General features: G+C 70.0%; 17 protein-coding genes and 1 pseudogene. 11 read left to right on the top strand and 7 right to left on the bottom strand.

Features of this window, described 5'->3' with window-relative positions:
- Positions 1-5: 5 nt before the first annotated feature.
- Both whiG and A6P39_RS13890 read left to right on the top strand, forming a co-directional pair.
- Positions 6-848, top strand: coding sequence for an RNA polymerase sigma factor WhiG (gene whiG, locus A6P39_RS13895; protein ID WP_067041312.1), 843 nt, complete (start codon positions 6-8; stop codon positions 846-848).
- A 112-nt stretch (positions 849-960) separates the two neighbouring features.
- The gene (locus tag A6P39_RS13890; protein WP_067041315.1) at positions 961-1,518 is read left to right on the top strand and encodes a TetR/AcrR family transcriptional regulator; all 558 of its coding nucleotides are present in this window, start codon (positions 961-963) and stop codon (positions 1,516-1,518) included.
- A gap of 175 nt (positions 1,519-1,693) precedes the next feature.
- Here the strand turns inward: A6P39_RS13890 and A6P39_RS13885 are convergent, their stop codons facing one another.
- A complete protein-coding gene (locus tag A6P39_RS13885) occupies positions 1,694-2,296 on the bottom strand; it encodes a murein hydrolase activator EnvC family protein (protein ID WP_079133198.1) in 603 nt (200 codons plus the stop codon).
- Positions 2,297-2,568: 272 nt separating this feature from the next.
- On the opposite strand from A6P39_RS13885, the gene rpsB reads away from it, so the two are divergent.
- The 5 genes from rpsB (at position 2,569) to A6P39_RS13860 (ending at position 7,346) form a co-directional block, all read left to right on the top strand.
- Positions 2,569-3,468 carry a 30S ribosomal protein S2 gene (rpsB, locus tag A6P39_RS13880; protein ID WP_067041321.1) on the top strand — a complete coding sequence of 300 codons (900 nt, stop codon included), beginning with the start codon at positions 2,569-2,571 and terminating at the stop codon, positions 3,466-3,468.
- A gap of 176 nt (positions 3,469-3,644) precedes the next feature.
- A complete protein-coding gene (gene tsf, locus A6P39_RS13875; protein WP_067041323.1) occupies positions 3,645-4,481 on the top strand; it encodes a translation elongation factor Ts in 837 nt (278 codons plus the stop codon).
- A gap of 228 nt (positions 4,482-4,709) precedes the next feature.
- On the top strand, positions 4,710-5,468 hold the full coding sequence (pyrH, locus tag A6P39_RS13870; RefSeq protein WP_067041327.1) for a UMP kinase: 759 nt from the start codon (positions 4,710-4,712) through the stop codon (positions 5,466-5,468).
- 175 nt (positions 5,469-5,643) lie between these two features.
- On the top strand, positions 5,644-6,201 hold the full coding sequence (frr, locus tag A6P39_RS13865; RefSeq protein ID WP_067041614.1) for a ribosome recycling factor: 558 nt from the start codon (positions 5,644-5,646) through the stop codon (positions 6,199-6,201).
- The gene (locus tag A6P39_RS13860) at positions 6,201-7,346 is read left to right on the top strand and encodes a phosphatidate cytidylyltransferase (RefSeq protein WP_067041330.1); all 1,146 of its coding nucleotides are present in this window, start codon (positions 6,201-6,203) and stop codon (positions 7,344-7,346) included. The genes frr and A6P39_RS13860 overlap by 1 nt, the downstream gene beginning before the upstream one ends.
- Before the next feature lie 98 nt (positions 7,347-7,444).
- On the opposite strand, the gene A6P39_RS13855 is transcribed toward A6P39_RS13860, so the two are convergent.
- The 6 genes and pseudogenes from A6P39_RS13855 to A6P39_RS13830 form a co-directional block, all read right to left on the bottom strand.
- Positions 7,445-8,110 carry a YceI family protein gene (locus tag A6P39_RS13855; RefSeq protein WP_067041333.1) on the bottom strand — a complete coding sequence of 222 codons (666 nt, stop codon included), beginning with the start codon at positions 8,108-8,110 and terminating at the stop codon, positions 7,445-7,447.
- Between the two features lie 360 nt (positions 8,111-8,470).
- On the bottom strand, positions 8,471-8,662 hold the full coding sequence (locus A6P39_RS13850) for a hypothetical protein (protein WP_331454125.1): 192 nt from the start codon (positions 8,660-8,662) through the stop codon (positions 8,471-8,473).
- A 715-nt stretch (positions 8,663-9,377) separates the two neighbouring features.
- Positions 9,378-9,542: pseudogene (locus A6P39_RS13845) on the bottom strand (helix-turn-helix domain-containing protein); the annotation flags it as partial.
- Positions 9,543-10,060: 518 nt separating this feature from the next.
- Positions 10,061-10,234: a hypothetical protein gene (locus A6P39_RS13840; RefSeq protein WP_199840713.1), complete on the bottom strand. Its 174-nt coding sequence runs from the start codon at positions 10,232-10,234 to the stop codon at positions 10,061-10,063.
- 27 nt (positions 10,235-10,261) lie between these two features.
- Positions 10,262-10,618: a PRC-barrel domain-containing protein gene (locus A6P39_RS13835; RefSeq protein WP_067041339.1), complete on the bottom strand. Its 357-nt coding sequence runs from the start codon at positions 10,616-10,618 to the stop codon at positions 10,262-10,264.
- Between the two features lie 238 nt (positions 10,619-10,856).
- A complete protein-coding gene (locus A6P39_RS13830) occupies positions 10,857-11,030 on the bottom strand; it encodes a hypothetical protein (RefSeq protein ID WP_199840714.1) in 174 nt (57 codons plus the stop codon).
- Between the two features lie 283 nt (positions 11,031-11,313).
- On the opposite strand from A6P39_RS13830, the gene rlmN reads away from it, so the two are divergent.
- From rlmN to A6P39_RS13810, 4 genes are all read left to right on the top strand, one after another.
- Positions 11,314-12,420: a 23S rRNA (adenine(2503)-C(2))-methyltransferase RlmN gene (gene rlmN / locus A6P39_RS13825; protein WP_067041342.1), complete on the top strand. Its 1,107-nt coding sequence runs from the start codon at positions 11,314-11,316 to the stop codon at positions 12,418-12,420.
- A 243-nt stretch (positions 12,421-12,663) separates the two neighbouring features.
- On the top strand, positions 12,664-13,737 hold the full coding sequence (locus A6P39_RS13820; protein ID WP_067041344.1) for a thiamine ABC transporter substrate-binding protein: 1,074 nt from the start codon (positions 12,664-12,666) through the stop codon (positions 13,735-13,737).
- A 38-nt stretch (positions 13,738-13,775) separates the two neighbouring features.
- A complete protein-coding gene (locus A6P39_RS13815) occupies positions 13,776-15,377 on the top strand; it encodes an ABC transporter permease (RefSeq protein ID WP_067041347.1) in 1,602 nt (533 codons plus the stop codon).
- Positions 15,378-16,397 carry an ABC transporter ATP-binding protein gene (locus tag A6P39_RS13810; protein ID WP_067041350.1) on the top strand — a complete coding sequence of 340 codons (1,020 nt, stop codon included), beginning with the start codon at positions 15,378-15,380 and terminating at the stop codon, positions 16,395-16,397.
- Positions 16,398-16,416 lie beyond the last annotated feature (19 nt).

Genomic DNA, 16,416 nt, shown 5'->3' with positions numbered 1-16,416 from the left:
GACGAATGCCCCAGCACACCTCCGGGTCCGACCGGGCGGCGATCCCCCCAGCCGCCCGCGACGGTGGCAGCGTGCGGCCGCCCGCTCCCTCGACGCTCGACGAACTGTGGCGGTCGTACAAGGCGACGGGGGACGACCGGCTGCGGGAGCAGCTGATCCTGCACTACTCGCCGCTCGTGAAATACGTCGCGGGCCGGGTCAGTGTCGGGCTGCCGCCCAATGTGGAGCAGGCCGACTTCGTCTCCTCGGGCGTCTTCGGGCTCATCGACGCCATCGAGAAGTTCGACATCGACCGGGAGATCAAGTTCGAGACGTACGCGATCACCCGGATCAGAGGCGCGATGATCGACGAGCTGCGGGCGCTGGACTGGATCCCGCGGTCGGTGCGGCAGAAGGCGCGGAACGTGGAGCGGGCCTACGCCACGCTGGAGGCGCGGCTGCGGCGCACCCCCAGCGAGGCAGAGGTCGCCACCGAGCTGGGCATGGAGGTCGACGAACTGCACGCGGTGTTCAGTCAGCTGTCGCTGGCCAACGTCGTCGCCCTGGAGGAGCTGCTGCACGTCGGCGGCGAGGGCGGGGACCGGCTCAGTCTCATGGACACGCTGGAGGACACCGCCGCCGACAATCCGGTGGAGGTGGCCGAGGACCGGGAGCTGCGACGGTTCCTCGCGCGGGCCATCAACACGCTGCCCGAACGGGAGAAGACCGTGGTCACGCTGTACTACTACGAAGGGCTCACCCTCGCCGAGATCGGCAATGTGCTCGGGGTCACCGAGAGCCGGGTCAGCCAGATCCACACCAAGTCCGTGCTCCAGCTGCGGGCCAAGCTGGCGAGCTTCGGACGGTGACCGGACGGCGGGGCAGGTCTCGTGCGGGTGACGCCGCTCGGCCGAGTGGCTCTCCCGTTCGCGTCGGCGCGTCCGTAAAGTGGTCGGCGTGCCAAGGATTCGAGCGGCCTCCGTGGCCGAGCACCGGTCGATGCAGCGAGCCGCCCTGCTGGACGCGGCCCGGTCGTTGCTGTCCGAGGGCGGGACGGAGGCGCTGACCTTCCCGGCCCTCGCCGAGCGGACGGGACTCGCGCGGTCGTCCGTGTACGAGTACTTCCGGTCACGGGCCGCCGTGGTCGAGGAGCTGTGCGAGGTCGACTTTCCCCTGTGGGCGGCGGAGGTGGCTGCCGCGATGGAGCGGGAGGAGTCGCCCGAGGGCAAGGTCGAGGCGTATGTGCGCCGGCAGCTGGCCCTGGTCGGGGACCGGCGGCACCGGGCGGTCGTCGCGATCTCCGCGAGCGAGCTGGACGCCGGGGCGCGGGAGAAGATCCGGGCGGCGCACGGCGGGCTGGTCGCGATGATCGTCGAGGCGCTCGGGGAGATGGGGCACGAGCAGCCCCGGCTGGCGGCGATGCTGCTGCAGGGGGTCGTGGACGCGGCGGTGCGGAGGATCGAGCTGGGGGCGGCGGAGGACCCCGGTGTGGTGACCGACGCCGCGGTGACCATGGCGCTTCGGGGTGTGAAGGGCTGAGCCCCGCCCGCGGCGGGCCGCGTCCCGCTGCGTCCGCCGGGTGCCCCGCGCTGCGGCCGGGCAGGGCCGGGTCCTGCTTGCCGGCGTGCAGGGTGTCAGCGTGCCCACCCGTGCGCCCCGGAGGTACGACTGCCAGCGGCTACAGCGGCTACAGCGGCTACAGCGGCTACAGCGGCTACAGCGGCTGTCCGGGAAGCGGCACCCCCAGCACCGGCAGCAGTCTCGACGGCCCCCTCGCCAGCAGCCACGGCGGCAGCAGGGCCAAGGGGTTCAGATAGGTCTCGCCCCGCAGCAGGCCCCAGTGGATGCACGTGGTGGGGCAGTGGGAGCCCGTCGCCTCGACCGTGCCCACCACGTCCCCCGCCCTCACCTCCTCGCCCTTCTCCACCGACGGGGTGACCGGCTCGTAGGTGGTCCGCAGATCCGCCCCCGTCAGCTCCACCGACACCACCCCCCGCCCCGCCACCCGCCCCGCGAAGGACACCCGGCCCGGGGCGACCGCCCGTACCGGCGAGCCGGCCGGTGCCGCCAGGTCCACGCCCCGGTGCCCCGGGCCGTAGACCGTCGCCGGTGGCTCCCAGCCGCGTACCACCAAGGGGCGTACGCCCACGGGCCAGGTGCGCGCGAGGGCCGGGACCGGGGCCTGAGGGGGTGGTGGCGGGGCCGGGGGAGGCGGGTCCGCCCAGGCCCAGGGGGTCAACAGGAGCAACAGGGGCACCGTCAGGATCAGCAGCACCGTCGCCAGACATACCGGGGCACAACGCATCGCTCGTCGCATGCGACAACCGTCCCCCACCTCCGCCGATCATGGCCGGAGCCTGTGGACAACTCACCGGTTGTGGACAGTGGCGTCACCCGGTGCCTCGGCGGTCCCGTACACTTCTTCTGGCGATCCGGGTCACCGGGTCGACTTCGCACGCCCCGACACCGGGCCGTTCACCGGCCGGTGTCAGCGCTCCTCGGTCCTTTGCGGCACGGCGCACGCGGGCGTCAGGCGCGGAAGCCGGCCGGCATCCGCGGCACAACCGAGAAACTCAAGGAGATACGGCCATGGCCGTCGTCACGATGCGGGAGCTGCTGGAGAGCGGCGTCCACTTCGGTCACCAGACCCGTCGCTGGAACCCGAAGATGAAGCGCTTCATCTTCACCGAGCGCAACGGCATCTACATCATCGACCTGCTCCAGTCGCTGTCGTACATCGACCGCGCCTACGAGTTCGTCAAGGAGACCGTCGCCCACGGCGGTACGGTCATGTTCGTCGGCACGAAGAAGCAGGCGCAGGAGGCCATCGCCGAGCAGGCCACCCGCGTCGGCATGCCCTACGTCAACCAGCGCTGGCTGGGCGGCATGCTCACCAACTTCTCGACCGTCTACAAGCGTCTGCAGCGCCTCAAGGAGCTCGAGCAGATCGACTTCGAGGACGTCGCCGCGTCCGGTCTGACCAAGAAGGAGCTTCTCGTGCTCTCGCGCGAGAAGGCCAAGCTGGAGAAGACCCTCGGTGGTATCCGCGAGATGCAGAAGGTGCCGAGCGCCGTCTGGATCGTGGACACCAAGAAGGAGCACATCGCGGTCGGTGAGGCCCGGAAGCTGAACATCCCGGTCGTCGCGATCCTCGACACCAACTGCGACCCCGACGAGGTCGACTACAAGATCCCGGGCAACGACGACGCGATCCGCTCCGTCACCCTGCTCACCCGTGTGATCGCCGACGCCGTCGCCGAGGGCCTCATCGCCCGTTCCGGCGTGGCCGCCGGTGAGAAGGGCGAGAAGGCCGCGGGCGAGCCGCTCGCCGAGTGGGAGCGCGACCTGCTCGAGGGTGAGAAGAAGGCGGACTCCGAAGAGGCTGCCGAGAAGCCGGCCGAGGCTGCCGCCGAGGCCGCTCCGGCCGAGGAGAAGGCTGCCGAGGGCGCTCCGGCCGAGGAGAAGGCCGCCGAGGGCGAGCAGGCCTGACGCAGGCGTCGACGGCGGGGGCGGTACTGCATCTCACAGCGCCTCCGGCGCGGTGAAGTCCGCCCCCGCTGTTCACCCGTAGGCCGTCACGACGTATGCGTTCCGCGGCTACATGTGGAACGCAAAACCGTGCGGACCTGAAGATCTTCCAGACTTCGAGAAAGACTCACAGACTCATGGCGAACTACTCCGCCGCCGACGTCAAGAAGCTCCGTGAGCTGACCGGCGCCGGCATGATGGACTGCAAGAAGGCGCTGGACGAGGCCGAGGGCAACGTCGAGAAGGCCGTCGAGGCGCTGCGCATCAAGGGCCAGAAGGGCGTCGCCAAGCGCGAGGGCCGCTCCGCCGAGAACGGCGCCGTGGTCTCCGTCATCGCCGGCGACAACTCCTCCGGTGTCATCGTCGAGCTGAAGTGCGAGACGGACTTCGTCGCCAAGGGCGAGAAGTTCCAGGCCGTCGCCCAGAAGATCGCCGAGCACGTTGCGGCGACCAGCCCGGCCGACCTCGAGGCCCTGCTCGCCTCCGAGATCGAGGCCGGCAAGACCGTCCAGGCGTTCGTGGACGAGGCCAACGCCAACCTCGGCGAGAAGATCGTCCTGGACCGCTTCGCGCAGTTCGCCGACGGTTACGTCACCGCCTACATGCACAAGACGATGCCCGACCTGCCCCCGCAGATCGGTGTCCTGGTCGAGTTCGACAAGCCGAACGCCGAGGTCGCCAAGGGCATCGCCCAGCACATCGCCGCCTTCGCGCCGAAGTACCTCGCCAAGGAGGACGTGCCGGCCGAGGTCGTCGAGTCCGAGCGCCGCGTCGCCGAGGAGACCACCCGCGCCGAGGGCAAGCCCGAGGCCGCGATCGCCAAGATCGTCGAGGGTCGCCTGGGCGGCTTCTTCAAGGACGCCACGCTGCTCGGCCAGCCCTACGCGCTGGACAACAAGAAGTCGGTCCAGAAGGTTCTGGACGAGGCCGGTGTCACCCTGAAGCGCTTCTCGCGCATCAAGGTCGGCATCTGAGTCCGGACCGCGATCGACGCGCGACCCCGGGCGAGATTCCGGGAACAATCCCGGGAGGAATCCCGATAGGGTCGTAAGCAGTCGTCCGTGTACACCGCCACACCCCGGCGTGAGGCGGACGGCAGCAGATCTGACGAGGAGGCCATTGCCGCGCATGGGAGCGAAAAGCGACCCCACCGGCAATGGCCTTCTTCGTATGTGCAACACGTGAAAGAGGCGGGATCTCCCATGACCACCAAGGCCCAGAAGAGCGACGACGGCAAAGTACGCGGCCGGTTTCTGCTGAAGCTGTCCGGAGAGGCGTTCTCCGGCGGCGGGGGCCTGGGCGTGGACCCGGACGTGGTGCACAAGATCGCCCGTGAGATCGCCGCCGTCGTCCGGGACGGCGCCGAGATCGCGGTCGTCATCGGCGGCGGCAACTTCTTCCGCGGCGCCGAACTCCAGCAGCGCGGCATGGACCGCGCCCGCTCCGACTACATGGGCATGCTCGGCACCGTGATGAACTGCCTCGCCCTCCAGGACTTCCTGGAGAAGGAGGGGATCGACTCGCGGGTGCAGACCGCCATCACCATGGGCCAGGTCGCCGAGCCGTACATCCCGCTGCGCGCCGTGCGCCACCTGGAGAAGGGCCGCGTGGTCATCTTCGGCGCCGGTATGGGCATGCCGTACTTCTCCACCGACACCACCGCCGCCCAGCGCGCCCTGGAGATCGACGCCGAGGCGCTGCTCATGGGCAAGAACGGCGTGGACGGGGTCTACGACTCCGACCCGAAGACCAACCCGGACGCGGTCAAGTTCGACGCCCTCGGCTACGGCGAGGTCATCACCCGCGACCTGAAGGTCGCCGACGCCACCGCCATCACGCTGTGCCGCGACAACAAGCTTCCGATCCTCGTGTTCGAGCTGCTCGCGGAGGGCAATATCGCTCGGGCCGTCAAGGGTGAGAAGATCGGCACGCTGGTCGGCGACCAGAGCAGCCGGAACTGACCCGGCATCGATCCGGCCGGTGGTGCACGGCCCTGTAAGGGGGCGGGACCCTGGCCGGGGGATGGACAATGTCCTGCCGGTCGGGAACCGTGCAGGAAGAAGACGCGACGCAGCCGGCCGCCGCCCCGTCGAGGAACCGCAGCCGGGCCTTACTCAAGACACGCAGGAGCAAGTGGTGATCGAAGAGACCCTCCTCGAGGCCGAGGAGAAGATGGAGAAGGCCGTCGTGGTCGCCAAGGAGGACTTCGCCGCGATCCGCACCGGGCGTGCGCACCCGGCGATGTTCAACAAGATCGTGGCCGACTACTACGGTGCCCCGACGCCGATCAACCAGCTGGCCTCGTTCTCCGTGCCGGAGCCGCGCATGGCGGTGGTGACCCCGTTCGACAAGAGCGCGCTGCGCAACATCGAGCAGGCGATCCGCGACTCCGACCTGGGCGTCAACCCCAGCAACGACGGCAACATCATCCGTGTGGTCTTCCCCGAGCTGACCGAGGAGCGCCGCCGCGACTACATCAAGGTCGCCAAGGGCAAGGCCGAGGACGCGCGCGTGTCCATCCGTTCCGTGCGCCGCAAGGCCAAGGACGCCATCGACAAGCTGATCAAGGACGGCGAGGTCGGCGAGGACGAGGGCCGCCGCGCGGAGAAGGAGCTGGACGACACCACGGCGAAGTACGTCGCCCAGGTGGACGAGCTTCTCAAGCACAAGGAAGCGGAGCTGCTCGAAGTCTGATGAGCGACTCTTCCTGGGGGGCGCCGCGAGCGGCGGGTCAGGCCGGCTACTGGGGGCCCACCGTGGGTGGACCTGTCCAGGGAGCCGCCCCGGCGGGTCCCGCGTACGATGCGCCCGAAGCGCAGCACACTCGCCCCATGCCCATCGTGCCCGACGAACCCGCGTACGGCGGACACCAGGACGACGACCAGGGGGCCGCTTCGCCGAGCGGCCCCCTGTTCCACAACAAGGTCCGCCCCGAGCCCCCGACGGCCCGGTCCTTCCCGGCCGAGAACCAGAATCCGGAGCCCATGCCCGACGCCCCCCAGCCGGCGCCAGCGCCGCAGAAGAAGAGCGCGGGCCGTGACCTGAGCGCGGCCATAGGGGTCGGTGTCGGGCTCGGTGTGGTGATCGTCGCGTCCCTGTTCATCCGCAAGGCCGTGTTCGTCGGCGTGATCGCGGTCGCCGTGGTCGTGGGCCTGTGGGAGCTGACCAGCAGGCTGCAGGAGCGCAAGGGCATCAAGGCGCCGCTCGTGCCGCTCGCCGTGGGCGGCGCCGCGATGGTGGTCGCCGGGTACGCGCGCGGCGCGGAGGGGGCCTGGGTGGCCATGGCCCTGACGGCCCTCGCGGCCCTGGTCTGGCGCATGACGGAACCACCGGAGGGCTACCTCAAGGACGTCACCGCGGGCGTCTTCGCGGCGTTCTACGTGCCGTTCCTCGCCACGTTCGTCGCGATGATGCTCACCGCCGACGACGGTTCCTGGCGCGTCCTGACCTTCCTGCTCCTGACGGTCGTCAGCGACACCGGCGCCTACGCGGTCGGCTGGCGCTTCGGCAAGCACAAGCTGGCCCCGCGCATCAGCCCCGGCAAGACCCGCGAGGGCCTGCTGGGCGCGGTGCTGTTCGCCATGGCCGCGGGCGCGCTGTGCATGCAGTTCCTGATCGACGACGGCACCTGGTGGCAGGGCCTGCTGCTCGGCCTCGCCGTCGCGGCCAGCGCCACGCTGGGCGACCTCGGCGAGTCTATGATCAAACGCGACCTGGGCATCAAGGACATGGGCACCTTGCTCCCGGGCCACGGCGGCATCATGGACCGCCTGGACTCGCTGCTGCCGACGGCGCCGGTGGTCTGGCTCCTCCTGGTGGTCTTCGTCGGCTCCGGCTGAGCCGAGGCCGTACGACCGTGCGCCGAGGATCGTAACGACCGTGCCCCCGCCCTGTGTTCAGGGCGGGGGCACAGTCGTGTGGGTGCGCCGGGCTCGGCTCAGGCCCCGGTCGTGGTGCGGATCGCCGCGATGTCGAACTGGAGGCGGACCGTTTCGCTCACCATGGCCCCGCCCTGGGCCAGTTTGGCGTCGTAGGTCAGGCCCCAGTCGGAGCGGTTGATCGTGGTCGTGCCGTCGAAGCCGACCCGCTCGTCACCGAACGCGTCGGTGACATGGCCGATGTAGGTGAGGTCCAGGTCGACCGGGCGGGTGGTGTCCTTGATCGTGAGGTCGCCGGTCATGCGGTAGACGTCCTTGTCCAGGAGCCGCACGGTGGTACTCGTGAAGGTCATCCGCGGGTGGGCGGCGGCGTCCAGGAACTGGCGCCCGACCAGGTGTGCGTCACGCTGCTCGACACCGGTGTCGATGCTGGAGGTGTACAGCACGATGTCGGCCCGGGAGCGGGACGGGTCGCGGCCGTCGAAGTACAGGCGGCTCTCGTACTGCGGGAAGGCACCGCGCACCGTTGTCACCATCGCGTGCCGCACCGAGAACCCGATCCTGCTGTGCGCGGGATCGATCAGCCACTCGCCGGTGAGGTCCGCCAGCGCGGGATCGGGCCGTACGGCGGTGGCGGTGGCACCGGCCACCGGTGCGGCGCTCGCCACTGGCGCGGCGGAAGGCTGCGCGCGCCGCTGAAAGGAACTGCGGCCGAAAAGGTTCATGGCGCCATTTGTTACGGCACGGCAAAGGCCGGGACAAGGGCCGACCAGGAAACCCGACCGTTCGTCCGCAGAATTTCACACGTCGCCCGCCGCACCCGGACCGTCACCCGGCCCCGGCGGGCCACCCCAGTGGATCTGCGACACTGGTAGCACCATGCCCAAGCCCGGAGAACTGGCAGTGAGCGGGCAGCAACAAGCCCCCTAGCAGCGCGTTCGGCCCGGATAGGGCTGCTGCGCCAGACGAGTCCGCTCGCGGTGTTCGTGAACAGGAGGCGGGCCGACACCTTCGGGCCGTCCGGCTTTCGCCAAGGCAACGTGATCTCGACCGGCTTGAAGGCGTCCATGTGGGCCCGCAGGGCCTCAGCCACCGACGGCGGCAACGGGTACGTCCCGCTCCTTGTTGCACTTCGGAGGAGCGAACACGGCCTTTCCCCGAATGAGCTTCACCTGCCGGACCACCCGGATGATGCCGCCGTCGAAGTAGAGGGCATCCTCAGCCAGTCCCACGATCTCGCTCTGGCGGAGCCCGCACCCGGCATCTACGTCCGCCATGGGCCGGTGGCGCTGGGGGAGTGCGGCACGGACGGCCTGTACCTGGGCAGGCAGCCACGGCACGACACGGCGTTGCTCGGCGGCCGGCGGTCGGCGGTCGGACGGACTTCGCGGAGCACGGGTTTCGGGGCAACAGCCCGTCGTCAACCGCGGCACTGAGCACGGCCCGCACGTCGCCGTAGATGTTCCGCGCATAGCCGCCGCTCTCCCAGCCGGATACCGGTCGGTCAGCGATCGCCCGGACCGTCATCGCAGTCAGCGTCCTTGACAGCGTGAACAGCGGAATCTGCCCCCGGATCATCGGCTTCAAAACCTGCGCAGGAGGATCGTCGAGGTATACGCGTGCTTGGTTGAGCTTGCGCTTCCAATCCGCCATCACATCGCGCCCACCGCCCGGTCCCCGGCGTAACGGCCGTGCCGAAGTCGCCCCGTCCCGGTGCGTCCCGATCGTCAGCTGAAGGGCACGCGGTCGCGCCTCTTCGGTGCCCAAGGCCCACTCTGCGTCGTCCTCGGCCCGGACGGCCTGCAGGCAGGGACGGCACAGCCCGTCGGTGTTCAGGTAGCCGTCATGGCGGCAACGCGGGCACGTGCCTCGCTCTCGATGCTTCTGCTGCCAACCTTTGCACCCGGCGCACACCCAGCTGTGGTGTAACAGGACCCAGCCCAGGCACGACTCACAACTCCGGGCCACACCCCGGTCCGCCACCACCGGCTGTCAGCTCGGCGGCAGCGAGCGAGGCCCGCTGCCGCGCCGAGTACGCGGCACCGGCCGCAGCGAGCCCGACGACAACTGCGTCTCAGCGCCGACCGCCCGCTGGTCGGCCTCCGGTGCCGCCTGCAAGTCTTCGAGCGGCTCCGCCTGAAGGAGATCAGCGACTGTGGCACACGCGTAGGCCCGCGCGAGCTGTTACAGGGTTCTCTACCTCATTCAAGCCCCGGCTGCGCTCCGCTCCGCCGGGCGCGCTCCCGGCTCCGCTGCGGGCGAGGCTCCTGCCTCCGGCCCGCTCCGCCCGCGCTGCGCCGACACGCGCCCACTGGTGGACAGGGCCGGTGGCCATGAGTCGATCACCGCACATCGCGGTCGCGGTCAGAACAGTGCCTCCGGCGGGGGATCGGCCGGCACGGGGGTGGAGGGGGCGCCGTCGCCGACTGCGGGTCCGTAGTGGCGTGCGCGGGGTGCTCCCATCCCGTACACCGTCGACCCAGTCAGAGCCGAGCAGACGCGGCCCCTGGCGTCCAGGTCGTTCGTACAGTGGCGCGCTCCACCTGGACGCCATGAACCACGCCCGCTCCACGGTGTGTGGGTCGACGGCGTACGGGATGGGAGCTGGGGTGAGTGGTGGGTTCGGGACCGTGTGATCGCTGACACTCATACCAGCTACCGAAGGAATCTCTTCATCACCGGACGAGGTGCCGGTGGGATCGCCGGGACCACCGCGCGCCCAGCAGCACGAGGTCGGCCACGAAGACCACCACGCCGATGATCAGGAGATAGAACAACCCCTTCACCGCCACGCCGACGAGTCCCAGGACGATCGCGACGAGGACCAGAAACAAAAAGAGCGCCAACATAACTGACCACTTCCTCCCGCCGGGCCGTCAGCCGCGCGCGAGACGGCGTCCGCGGTCGGCGCCAGGTTCGTACGGCCTGTCGTAATGTTTGAAGATCTCTTCTTCCCTTTGCACCGGCAGGACGTCGTCTGTGCCGATCGCCGGTGCCTTCCTCACGATCCCTCTCGAGTGCGCCACCCGCACGTATCCGGGCCCCAGGGTCGCCTCGTCGAGGGGGACGAAGACGAGCCGGTGCCGAGTCGGCAGCCCCGTGCGGACGGTGGCCATGGACGGCGCGTCGGTGGTGGTGTCCACGTAGACCGCTTCCAGGGCCCCGATCTTGCGGCCCTTGGGATCGATCACGTCGTGGTTGCGCCACTCGCGGATATCGGCTGAATGGATCATGCCTCGCTCCTTGCAGCCCGCGGTGAACTCCGCGTGTCCCACTGTAACTCCGATGGTTTTGACCTGGTCTTTTCCCGACTGTTGCTTCTCGGACCATGTCGATCACCGGGAAAGCCGCTGGCTACGCGGGTTCGATTCCCGCCGCCAATCTGAATGCCGAAGGCCCAGGCAAGAGGTTGCTTCCGTCCCCCTGGCCCTTCACCCGTCCCTGGGACGGTTCAAGCCTGCGGTAGCGCACTCAGCGCTTGAAGGAGCCCTTGGTGTGTTCCTTCGCGCCCCGCGTCTTGCCCCGTGCTTCGAGTGCGGCGCCTTTCGCTGCAAGGGTTTCCTTGTGCACAGCGTGGGCCGCCTTCCGCACGGTCTTTCCTACGATCTGTTCGGCCTTTGCCTTGGCCCGTTCTCCGGCGCTCATCTCGGTACCTCCGTGGGGTCTCACTGACCGGTGTGCCCCTTGAGACAAGGAGTAAAAGCCACCTTTGCGGAACGTGTCGGTAAGGAGCGGCCGAGGTCCCACGCGCCCGACGGGGGCGCCCGTCGATGACACTGGCAGCTCAGTCGGGGTGGGCAGCGCCTCGGTTGGGCCGTCTCTGGGCCGTCCGAAGCCGCTCAGGCATGACTGGTAGCGACTACTAATGACAGTCGTAGGGAGCGACAGCCGCAGGTCACCCAGTTAGATCTGCGACACTGGTACAGCCATGCCTAAGCCCGGAGAACTCACTTTCGTCGCGCCGCGCGGAGCCAAGAAGCCGCCGCGGCATCTCGCCGACCTCACGCCCGCCGAGCGCAAGGACGCGGTGGCCGGGATCGGCGAGAAGCCGTTCCGTGCCAAGCAGCTCTCGCAGCACTACTTCGCGCGGTACGCGCACGACCCGGAGCAGTGGACCGACATCCCCGCCGGATCGCGCGAGAAGCTACGAGAGGCGCTGTTCCCGGAGCTGATGACGGTCGTCCGGCATCTGTCGACCGACCAGGGCACCACCCGCAAGACCCTGTGGCGGCTGTTCGACGGGACCCTGGTCGAGTCCGTGCTGATGCGCTATCCGGACCGGGTCACCATGTGCATCAGCTCGCAGGCGGGCTGCGGCATGAACTGCCCGTTCTGTGCCACCGGGCAGGCCGGCCTGGACCGGAACCTGTCCACGGCCGAGATCGTGCACCAGATCGTCGACGGGATGCGCGCGCTGCGCGACGGGGAAGTGCCGGGCGGGCCCGCGCGGCTGTCCAACATCGTCTTCATGGGGATGGGCGAGCCGCTGGCCAACTACAACCGGGTCGTGAGTGCGATCCGGGCGCTCACCGATCCCGCCCCGGACGGGCTCGGGCTGTCCCAGCGCGGGATCACCGTCTCCACCGTCGGACTGGTGCCGGCCATCCACCGGTTCGCCGACGAGGGCTTCAAGTGCCGGCTCGCGATCTCGCTGCACGCCCCCGACGACGAGCTGCGCGACACCCTCGTCCCCGTGAACACGCGGTGGAAGGTGCGCGAGGTGCTGGACGCCGGGTTCGAGTACGTCGAGAAGAGCGGCCGCCGGCTGTCGATCGAGTACGCGCTGATCCGCGACATCAACGACCAGGCCTGGCGCGGTGACCGGCTCGGGCGGCTGCTCAAGGGCAAGCCCGTGCACGTCAACCTGATCCCGCTCAACCCGACGCCGGGCTCGAAGTGGACCGCTTCCCGGCCCGAGGACGAGAAGGCGTTCGTGGAGGCCATTGAGGCCCATGGGGTGCCGGTGACCATCCGGGACACCCGGGGGCAGGAGATCGACGGAGCCTGTGGTCAGCTCGCGGCCACCGAGCGGTAGTCTGGCCGACGACACTCACCTCTTCATATCGACATCTTCATAACGAACACCTTCATATTCCGACAGGGGAGCGCCACAGCGCTGAGAGTGCGGCAATCGGGCCGCAGACCCTCTGAACCTCGCCCAGGTCATTCTGGGTAGGAAGTTCGGTCATCACTCGAGCTGTTGCGCCCCGTCCGGCCGTCCTCGGACAAGGCCGGGCGGGGCCGCGTTCCTTCTGGCCAACCCCCAGGAGGACATCCAGTGCACAACAAGACCCTCGTGGCCGCCGCGGTCGGCCTCGGCCTCTTCGCCCTGTCCGCGTGCGGATCGACGGGCACCAAGAGCGCCGCCGACGCCAAGACCGTCACCCTCGTCAGCCACGACTCGTGGGCCGTGTCCAAGAACGTGCTCCAGGACTTCGAGAAGAAGACCGGGTACAAGGTCCGCGTCCTGAAGGACGGCGACGCCGGGCAGGCCGTCAACAAGGCCATCCTCACCAAGGACAACCCGCAGGGCGACGTCTTCTTCGGCGTCGACAACACCCTGCTCTCCCGCGCTCTCTCGGGCGGCCTCTTCCAGCCGTACCAGGCGCAGGGCCTCGGCCAGGTCGGCGCCGCCTACCAGCTCGACCAGGACAAGCACCGGGTCACGCCGGTCGACTACGGCGACATCTGCGTCAACTACGACAAGGCGTACTTCGGCAAGCACAAGCTGACCCCGCCGCAGTCCTTCGCCGACCTGGCCAAGCCCGAGTACAAGAACCTCCTGGTCACGGAGAACGCCGCCACCTCCTCGCCCGGCCTCGGCTTCCTGCTGGGCAGTGCCGCGCAGTTCGGGGACGGGGGCTGGCAGGGCTACTGGAAGAAGCTCAAGGCCAACGGCGTCAAGGTGGTCGACGGCTGGGAGCAGGCCTACTACCAGGAGTTCTCGGGCTCGTCGGAGGGCAAGAAGGCGGGCGGTGACCGGCCGCTCGTGGTGTCGTACGCCTCCTCGCCGCCCGCCGAGGTGATCTACGCCAAGAAGCGGCCCAGCACCGCCCCGACCGGTGTGGCGAGCGGAACCTGCTTCCGGCAGATCGAGTTCGCCGGGCTGCTGAGCAACGCCGGGAACCCCAAGGGCGCCAAGGCGTTCATCGACTTCCTGGTCTCCAAGGAGTTCCAGCAGGACATGCCGCTGAACATGTACGTCTACCCGGTGCTGAAGGGCGCCAAGGTGCCCGCCGAGTTCACCGAGTACGGCCCGGCCGCCCAGCATCCCGAGACCATGGCCCCCGGCAAGATCGCCGCCAACCGTGACCAGTGGGTCAAGTCGTGGACCTCGCTCGTACTGAAGTAGTGAGGTCCCGGCGGGGGAGTGCGGCGCGGCTCGGGCTGATGGCCCTGCCCGTCGCCTTCTTCGCGCTGTTCTTCGCCTGGCCCGTGGCCGCGATCGTCGCGCGCGGGCTGAAGGTGGACGGCGCCTGGCAGTTGGGGCGGATCGCGGACGTCGTCACGCAGCCGGACATCCGGCACGTGCTGTGGTTCACCACCTGGCAGGCGCTCGCCTCCACCGCGCTCACCCTGCTCCTCGCGCTGCCCGCCGCCTACGTCTTCGCCCGCCTGGACTTCCCCGGCAAGCAGTTGCTGCGGGCCGTCGTCACCGTCCCGTTCGTGCTCCCGACCGTCGTCGCCGGCACCGCCTTCCTGGCCCTGGCCGGGCGGGGCGGTCTGCTGGACGAGCTGTGGGGCGTACGGCTGGACACCACGGTGTGGGCGATCCTGCTCGCGCACGTCTTCTTCAACTACGCGGTCGTCGTACGGACCGTCGGCGGACTGTGGGCGCAGCTCGACCCCCGGCAGGAGGAGGCCGCCCGGATGCTGGGCGCCTCTCCGCTCGGCGCCTGGCGGAAGGTCACCCTGCCGGCGCTCGCCCCCGCCGTGGCCGCCGCCGCGCTGATGGTCTTCCTGTTCACCTTCACCTCCTTCGGCGTCGTCCAGATCCTCGGCGGGCCCACGTTCTCCACCCTCGAGGTCGAGATCTACCGGCAGACCTCCGAGATCTTCGACCTGTCCACGGCCGCCGTCCTCACCCTCCTGCAGTTCGCCGCCGTCGGCGCGATCCTGGCCGTGCACGCGTGGACCGTACGGCGCCGGGAGAGCGCCCTGCGGCTCGTCGACCCCAAGGTCACCGTCCGCCGCCCGCGCGGCGTCGGGCAGTGGGCGCTGCTCGCCGGGGTGCTCGTGACCATCGCGCTGCTCCTCGTGCTGCCGCTCGCCGTCCTCGTCCGGCGCTCGCTGGACGCACCCGGCTTCGGCTACTACCGGGCGCTCACGAGCGCCGACGGCGGTACGTTCCTGGTGGCGCCCGTGCACGCGGTATGGACCTCGCTGCAGTACGCCGTCGCCGCCACCGCCATCGCCGTCGTGATCGGCGCGCTCGCCGCCGCCGCGCTCGCCCGCCGGGACGCCGGACGGCTGGTCCGCGGCTTCGACGCGCTGCTGATGCTGCCGCTCGGCGTGTCCGCCGTGACCGTCGGCTTCGGCTTCCTGATCGCGCTCGACAAGCCGCCGCTGGACCTCAGGCAGTCCTGGATCCTCGTCCCGCTCGCGCAGGCGCTGGTGGGCGCCCCCTTCGTCGTACGGACCATGCTGCCCGTGCTGCGCGCGGTGGACGGCCGGCTGCGGGAGGCCGCCGCCGTGCTCGGGGCCTCGCCCTGGCGGGTGTGGCGGGAGGTGGACCTGCCGCTGGTGCGGCGGGCGCTGCTGGTCGCCGCCGGGTTCGCGTTCGCCGTCTCGCTCGGCGAGTTCGGCGCGACCGTGTTCATCGCCCGGCCCGACAACCCCACCCTCCCGGTCGCCGTGGCGCGGCTGCTCAGCCGCCCCGGTGACCTCAACTACGGCCAGGCGATGGCCCTTTCGACCATTCTGATGGTGGTGTGCGCCGCCGCGCTGCTGATCCTGGAGCGGCTGCGCACCGACCGGACGGGGGAGTTCTAGATGCTGCTCAGCCTCGATGCCGCGACCGTGCGCTTCGGCGGGCGGGCCGTGCTCGACGCCGTCGGTCTTCAGGTCGCCGAGCACGAGGTGGTGTGCGTGCTCGGGCCCAGTGGCAGCGGGAAGTCGACGCTGCTCAGGGCGGTGGCCGGGCTCCAGCCCCTGTCCGGCGGGCGGGTCCTGCTCGACGGCCGCGACCAGAGGGGGGTGCCCGCGCACAAGCGGGGCGTCGGCCTGATGTTCCAGGACCACCAGCTCTTCCCGCAGCGGGACGTCGGTGCGAACGTCGCCTTCGGGCTGCGCATGCACGGCGTCGGCAAGGGGGAACGGGACGCCGAGGTCGGGCAGTTGCTGGAGCTGGTCGGGCTGCCCGGGGCGGCGCGACGGGCCGTGGCCGGGCTCTCCGGCGGCGAACAGCAGCGCGTGGCCCTCGCCCGTGCGCTGGCGCCGAGGCCCCGGCTGCTGATGCTGGACGAGCCGCTCGGCCAGCTCGACCGCTCGCTCAGGGAGCGCCTGGTGGTCGAACTGCGGGAACTCTTCGGCCGGTTGGGCACCACCGTGCTCGCCGTGACCCACGACCAGGGCGAGGCGTTCGCGCTGGCCGACCGGGTGGTGGTGATGCGGGACGGGCGGATCGCCCAGTCCGGCACGCCGCTCGAGGTCTGGCAGCGGCCGGCCGACGCCTTCGTGGCCCGTTTCCTCGGCTTCGACAACGTGGCCGAGGCGACCGTCGCCGGGACGGCCGCCGACAGCCCCTGGGGCAAACTGCCGGTGCCCGACGGCTGCGCGCAGGGAGCGCGCACGGTGCTGGTCCGGCCCGCCGGAGTACGGCTCGTGGCGGCCGACGCGGGCCTGCCCTGCACGGTGACCGCCCGTACCTTCAAGGACACCCATGTGGCCGTCCGTCTCCGGCCGGGGGACGGGCCGCGCCTGGAGGCTGCCTGTGCGCTGCGGGACGCGCCGGAGGTGGGGGACGCGGTGGGCGTGGAGTTCGACGCGGCCGAAATCGTCGTGCTCGACTGATCACCGCCCCTAGGGTGGT

The sequence above is a fragment of the Streptomyces sp. FXJ1.172 genome (genome assembly GCF_001636945.3).
Classification (GTDB): Bacteria; Actinomycetota; Actinomycetes; order Streptomycetales; family Streptomycetaceae; genus Streptomyces.
The sequence above is the reverse complement of the archived record's forward strand: the minus strand, read 5'-3'. Positions and strand labels throughout refer to the sequence as shown.

What these genes read in the sequence shown, in the direction of transcription:
- whiG (WP_067041312.1), top strand. Translation starts at nt 6, where the DNA reads ATGCCCCAGCACACCTCCGGGTCCGACCGGGCGGCGATCCCCCCAGCC.
- A6P39_RS13885 (WP_079133198.1), bottom strand. Translation starts at nt 2,296, where the DNA reads ATGCGACGAGCGATGCGTTGTGCCCCGGTATGTCTGGCGACGGTGCTG.
- rpsB (WP_067041321.1), top strand. Translation starts at nt 2,569, where the DNA reads ATGGCCGTCGTCACGATGCGGGAGCTGCTGGAGAGCGGCGTCCACTTC.
- tsf (WP_067041323.1), top strand. Translation starts at nt 3,645, where the DNA reads ATGGCGAACTACTCCGCCGCCGACGTCAAGAAGCTCCGTGAGCTGACC.
- pyrH (WP_067041327.1), top strand. Translation starts at nt 4,710, where the DNA reads ATGACCACCAAGGCCCAGAAGAGCGACGACGGCAAAGTACGCGGCCGG.
- A6P39_RS13860 (WP_067041330.1), top strand. Translation starts at nt 6,201, where the DNA reads ATGAGCGACTCTTCCTGGGGGGCGCCGCGAGCGGCGGGTCAGGCCGGC.
- A6P39_RS13855 (WP_067041333.1), bottom strand. Translation starts at nt 8,110, where the DNA reads ATGAACCTTTTCGGCCGCAGTTCCTTTCAGCGGCGCGCGCAGCCTTCC.
- A6P39_RS13850 (WP_331454125.1), bottom strand. Translation starts at nt 8,662, where the DNA reads ATGGCGGACGTAGATGCCGGGTGCGGGCTCCGCCAGAGCGAGATCGTG.
- A6P39_RS13840 (WP_199840713.1), bottom strand. Translation starts at nt 10,234, where the DNA reads ATGTTGGCGCTCTTTTTGTTTCTGGTCCTCGTCGCGATCGTCCTGGGA.
- A6P39_RS13835 (WP_067041339.1), bottom strand. Translation starts at nt 10,618, where the DNA reads ATGATCCATTCAGCCGATATCCGCGAGTGGCGCAACCACGACGTGATC.
- A6P39_RS13830 (WP_199840714.1), bottom strand. Translation starts at nt 11,030, where the DNA reads ATGAGCGCCGGAGAACGGGCCAAGGCAAAGGCCGAACAGATCGTAGGA.
- rlmN (WP_067041342.1), top strand. Translation starts at nt 11,314, where the DNA reads ATGCCTAAGCCCGGAGAACTCACTTTCGTCGCGCCGCGCGGAGCCAAG.
- A6P39_RS13815 (WP_067041347.1), top strand. Translation starts at nt 13,776, where the DNA reads ATGGCCCTGCCCGTCGCCTTCTTCGCGCTGTTCTTCGCCTGGCCCGTG.
- A6P39_RS13810 (WP_067041350.1), top strand. Translation starts at nt 15,378, where the DNA reads ATGCTGCTCAGCCTCGATGCCGCGACCGTGCGCTTCGGCGGGCGGGCC.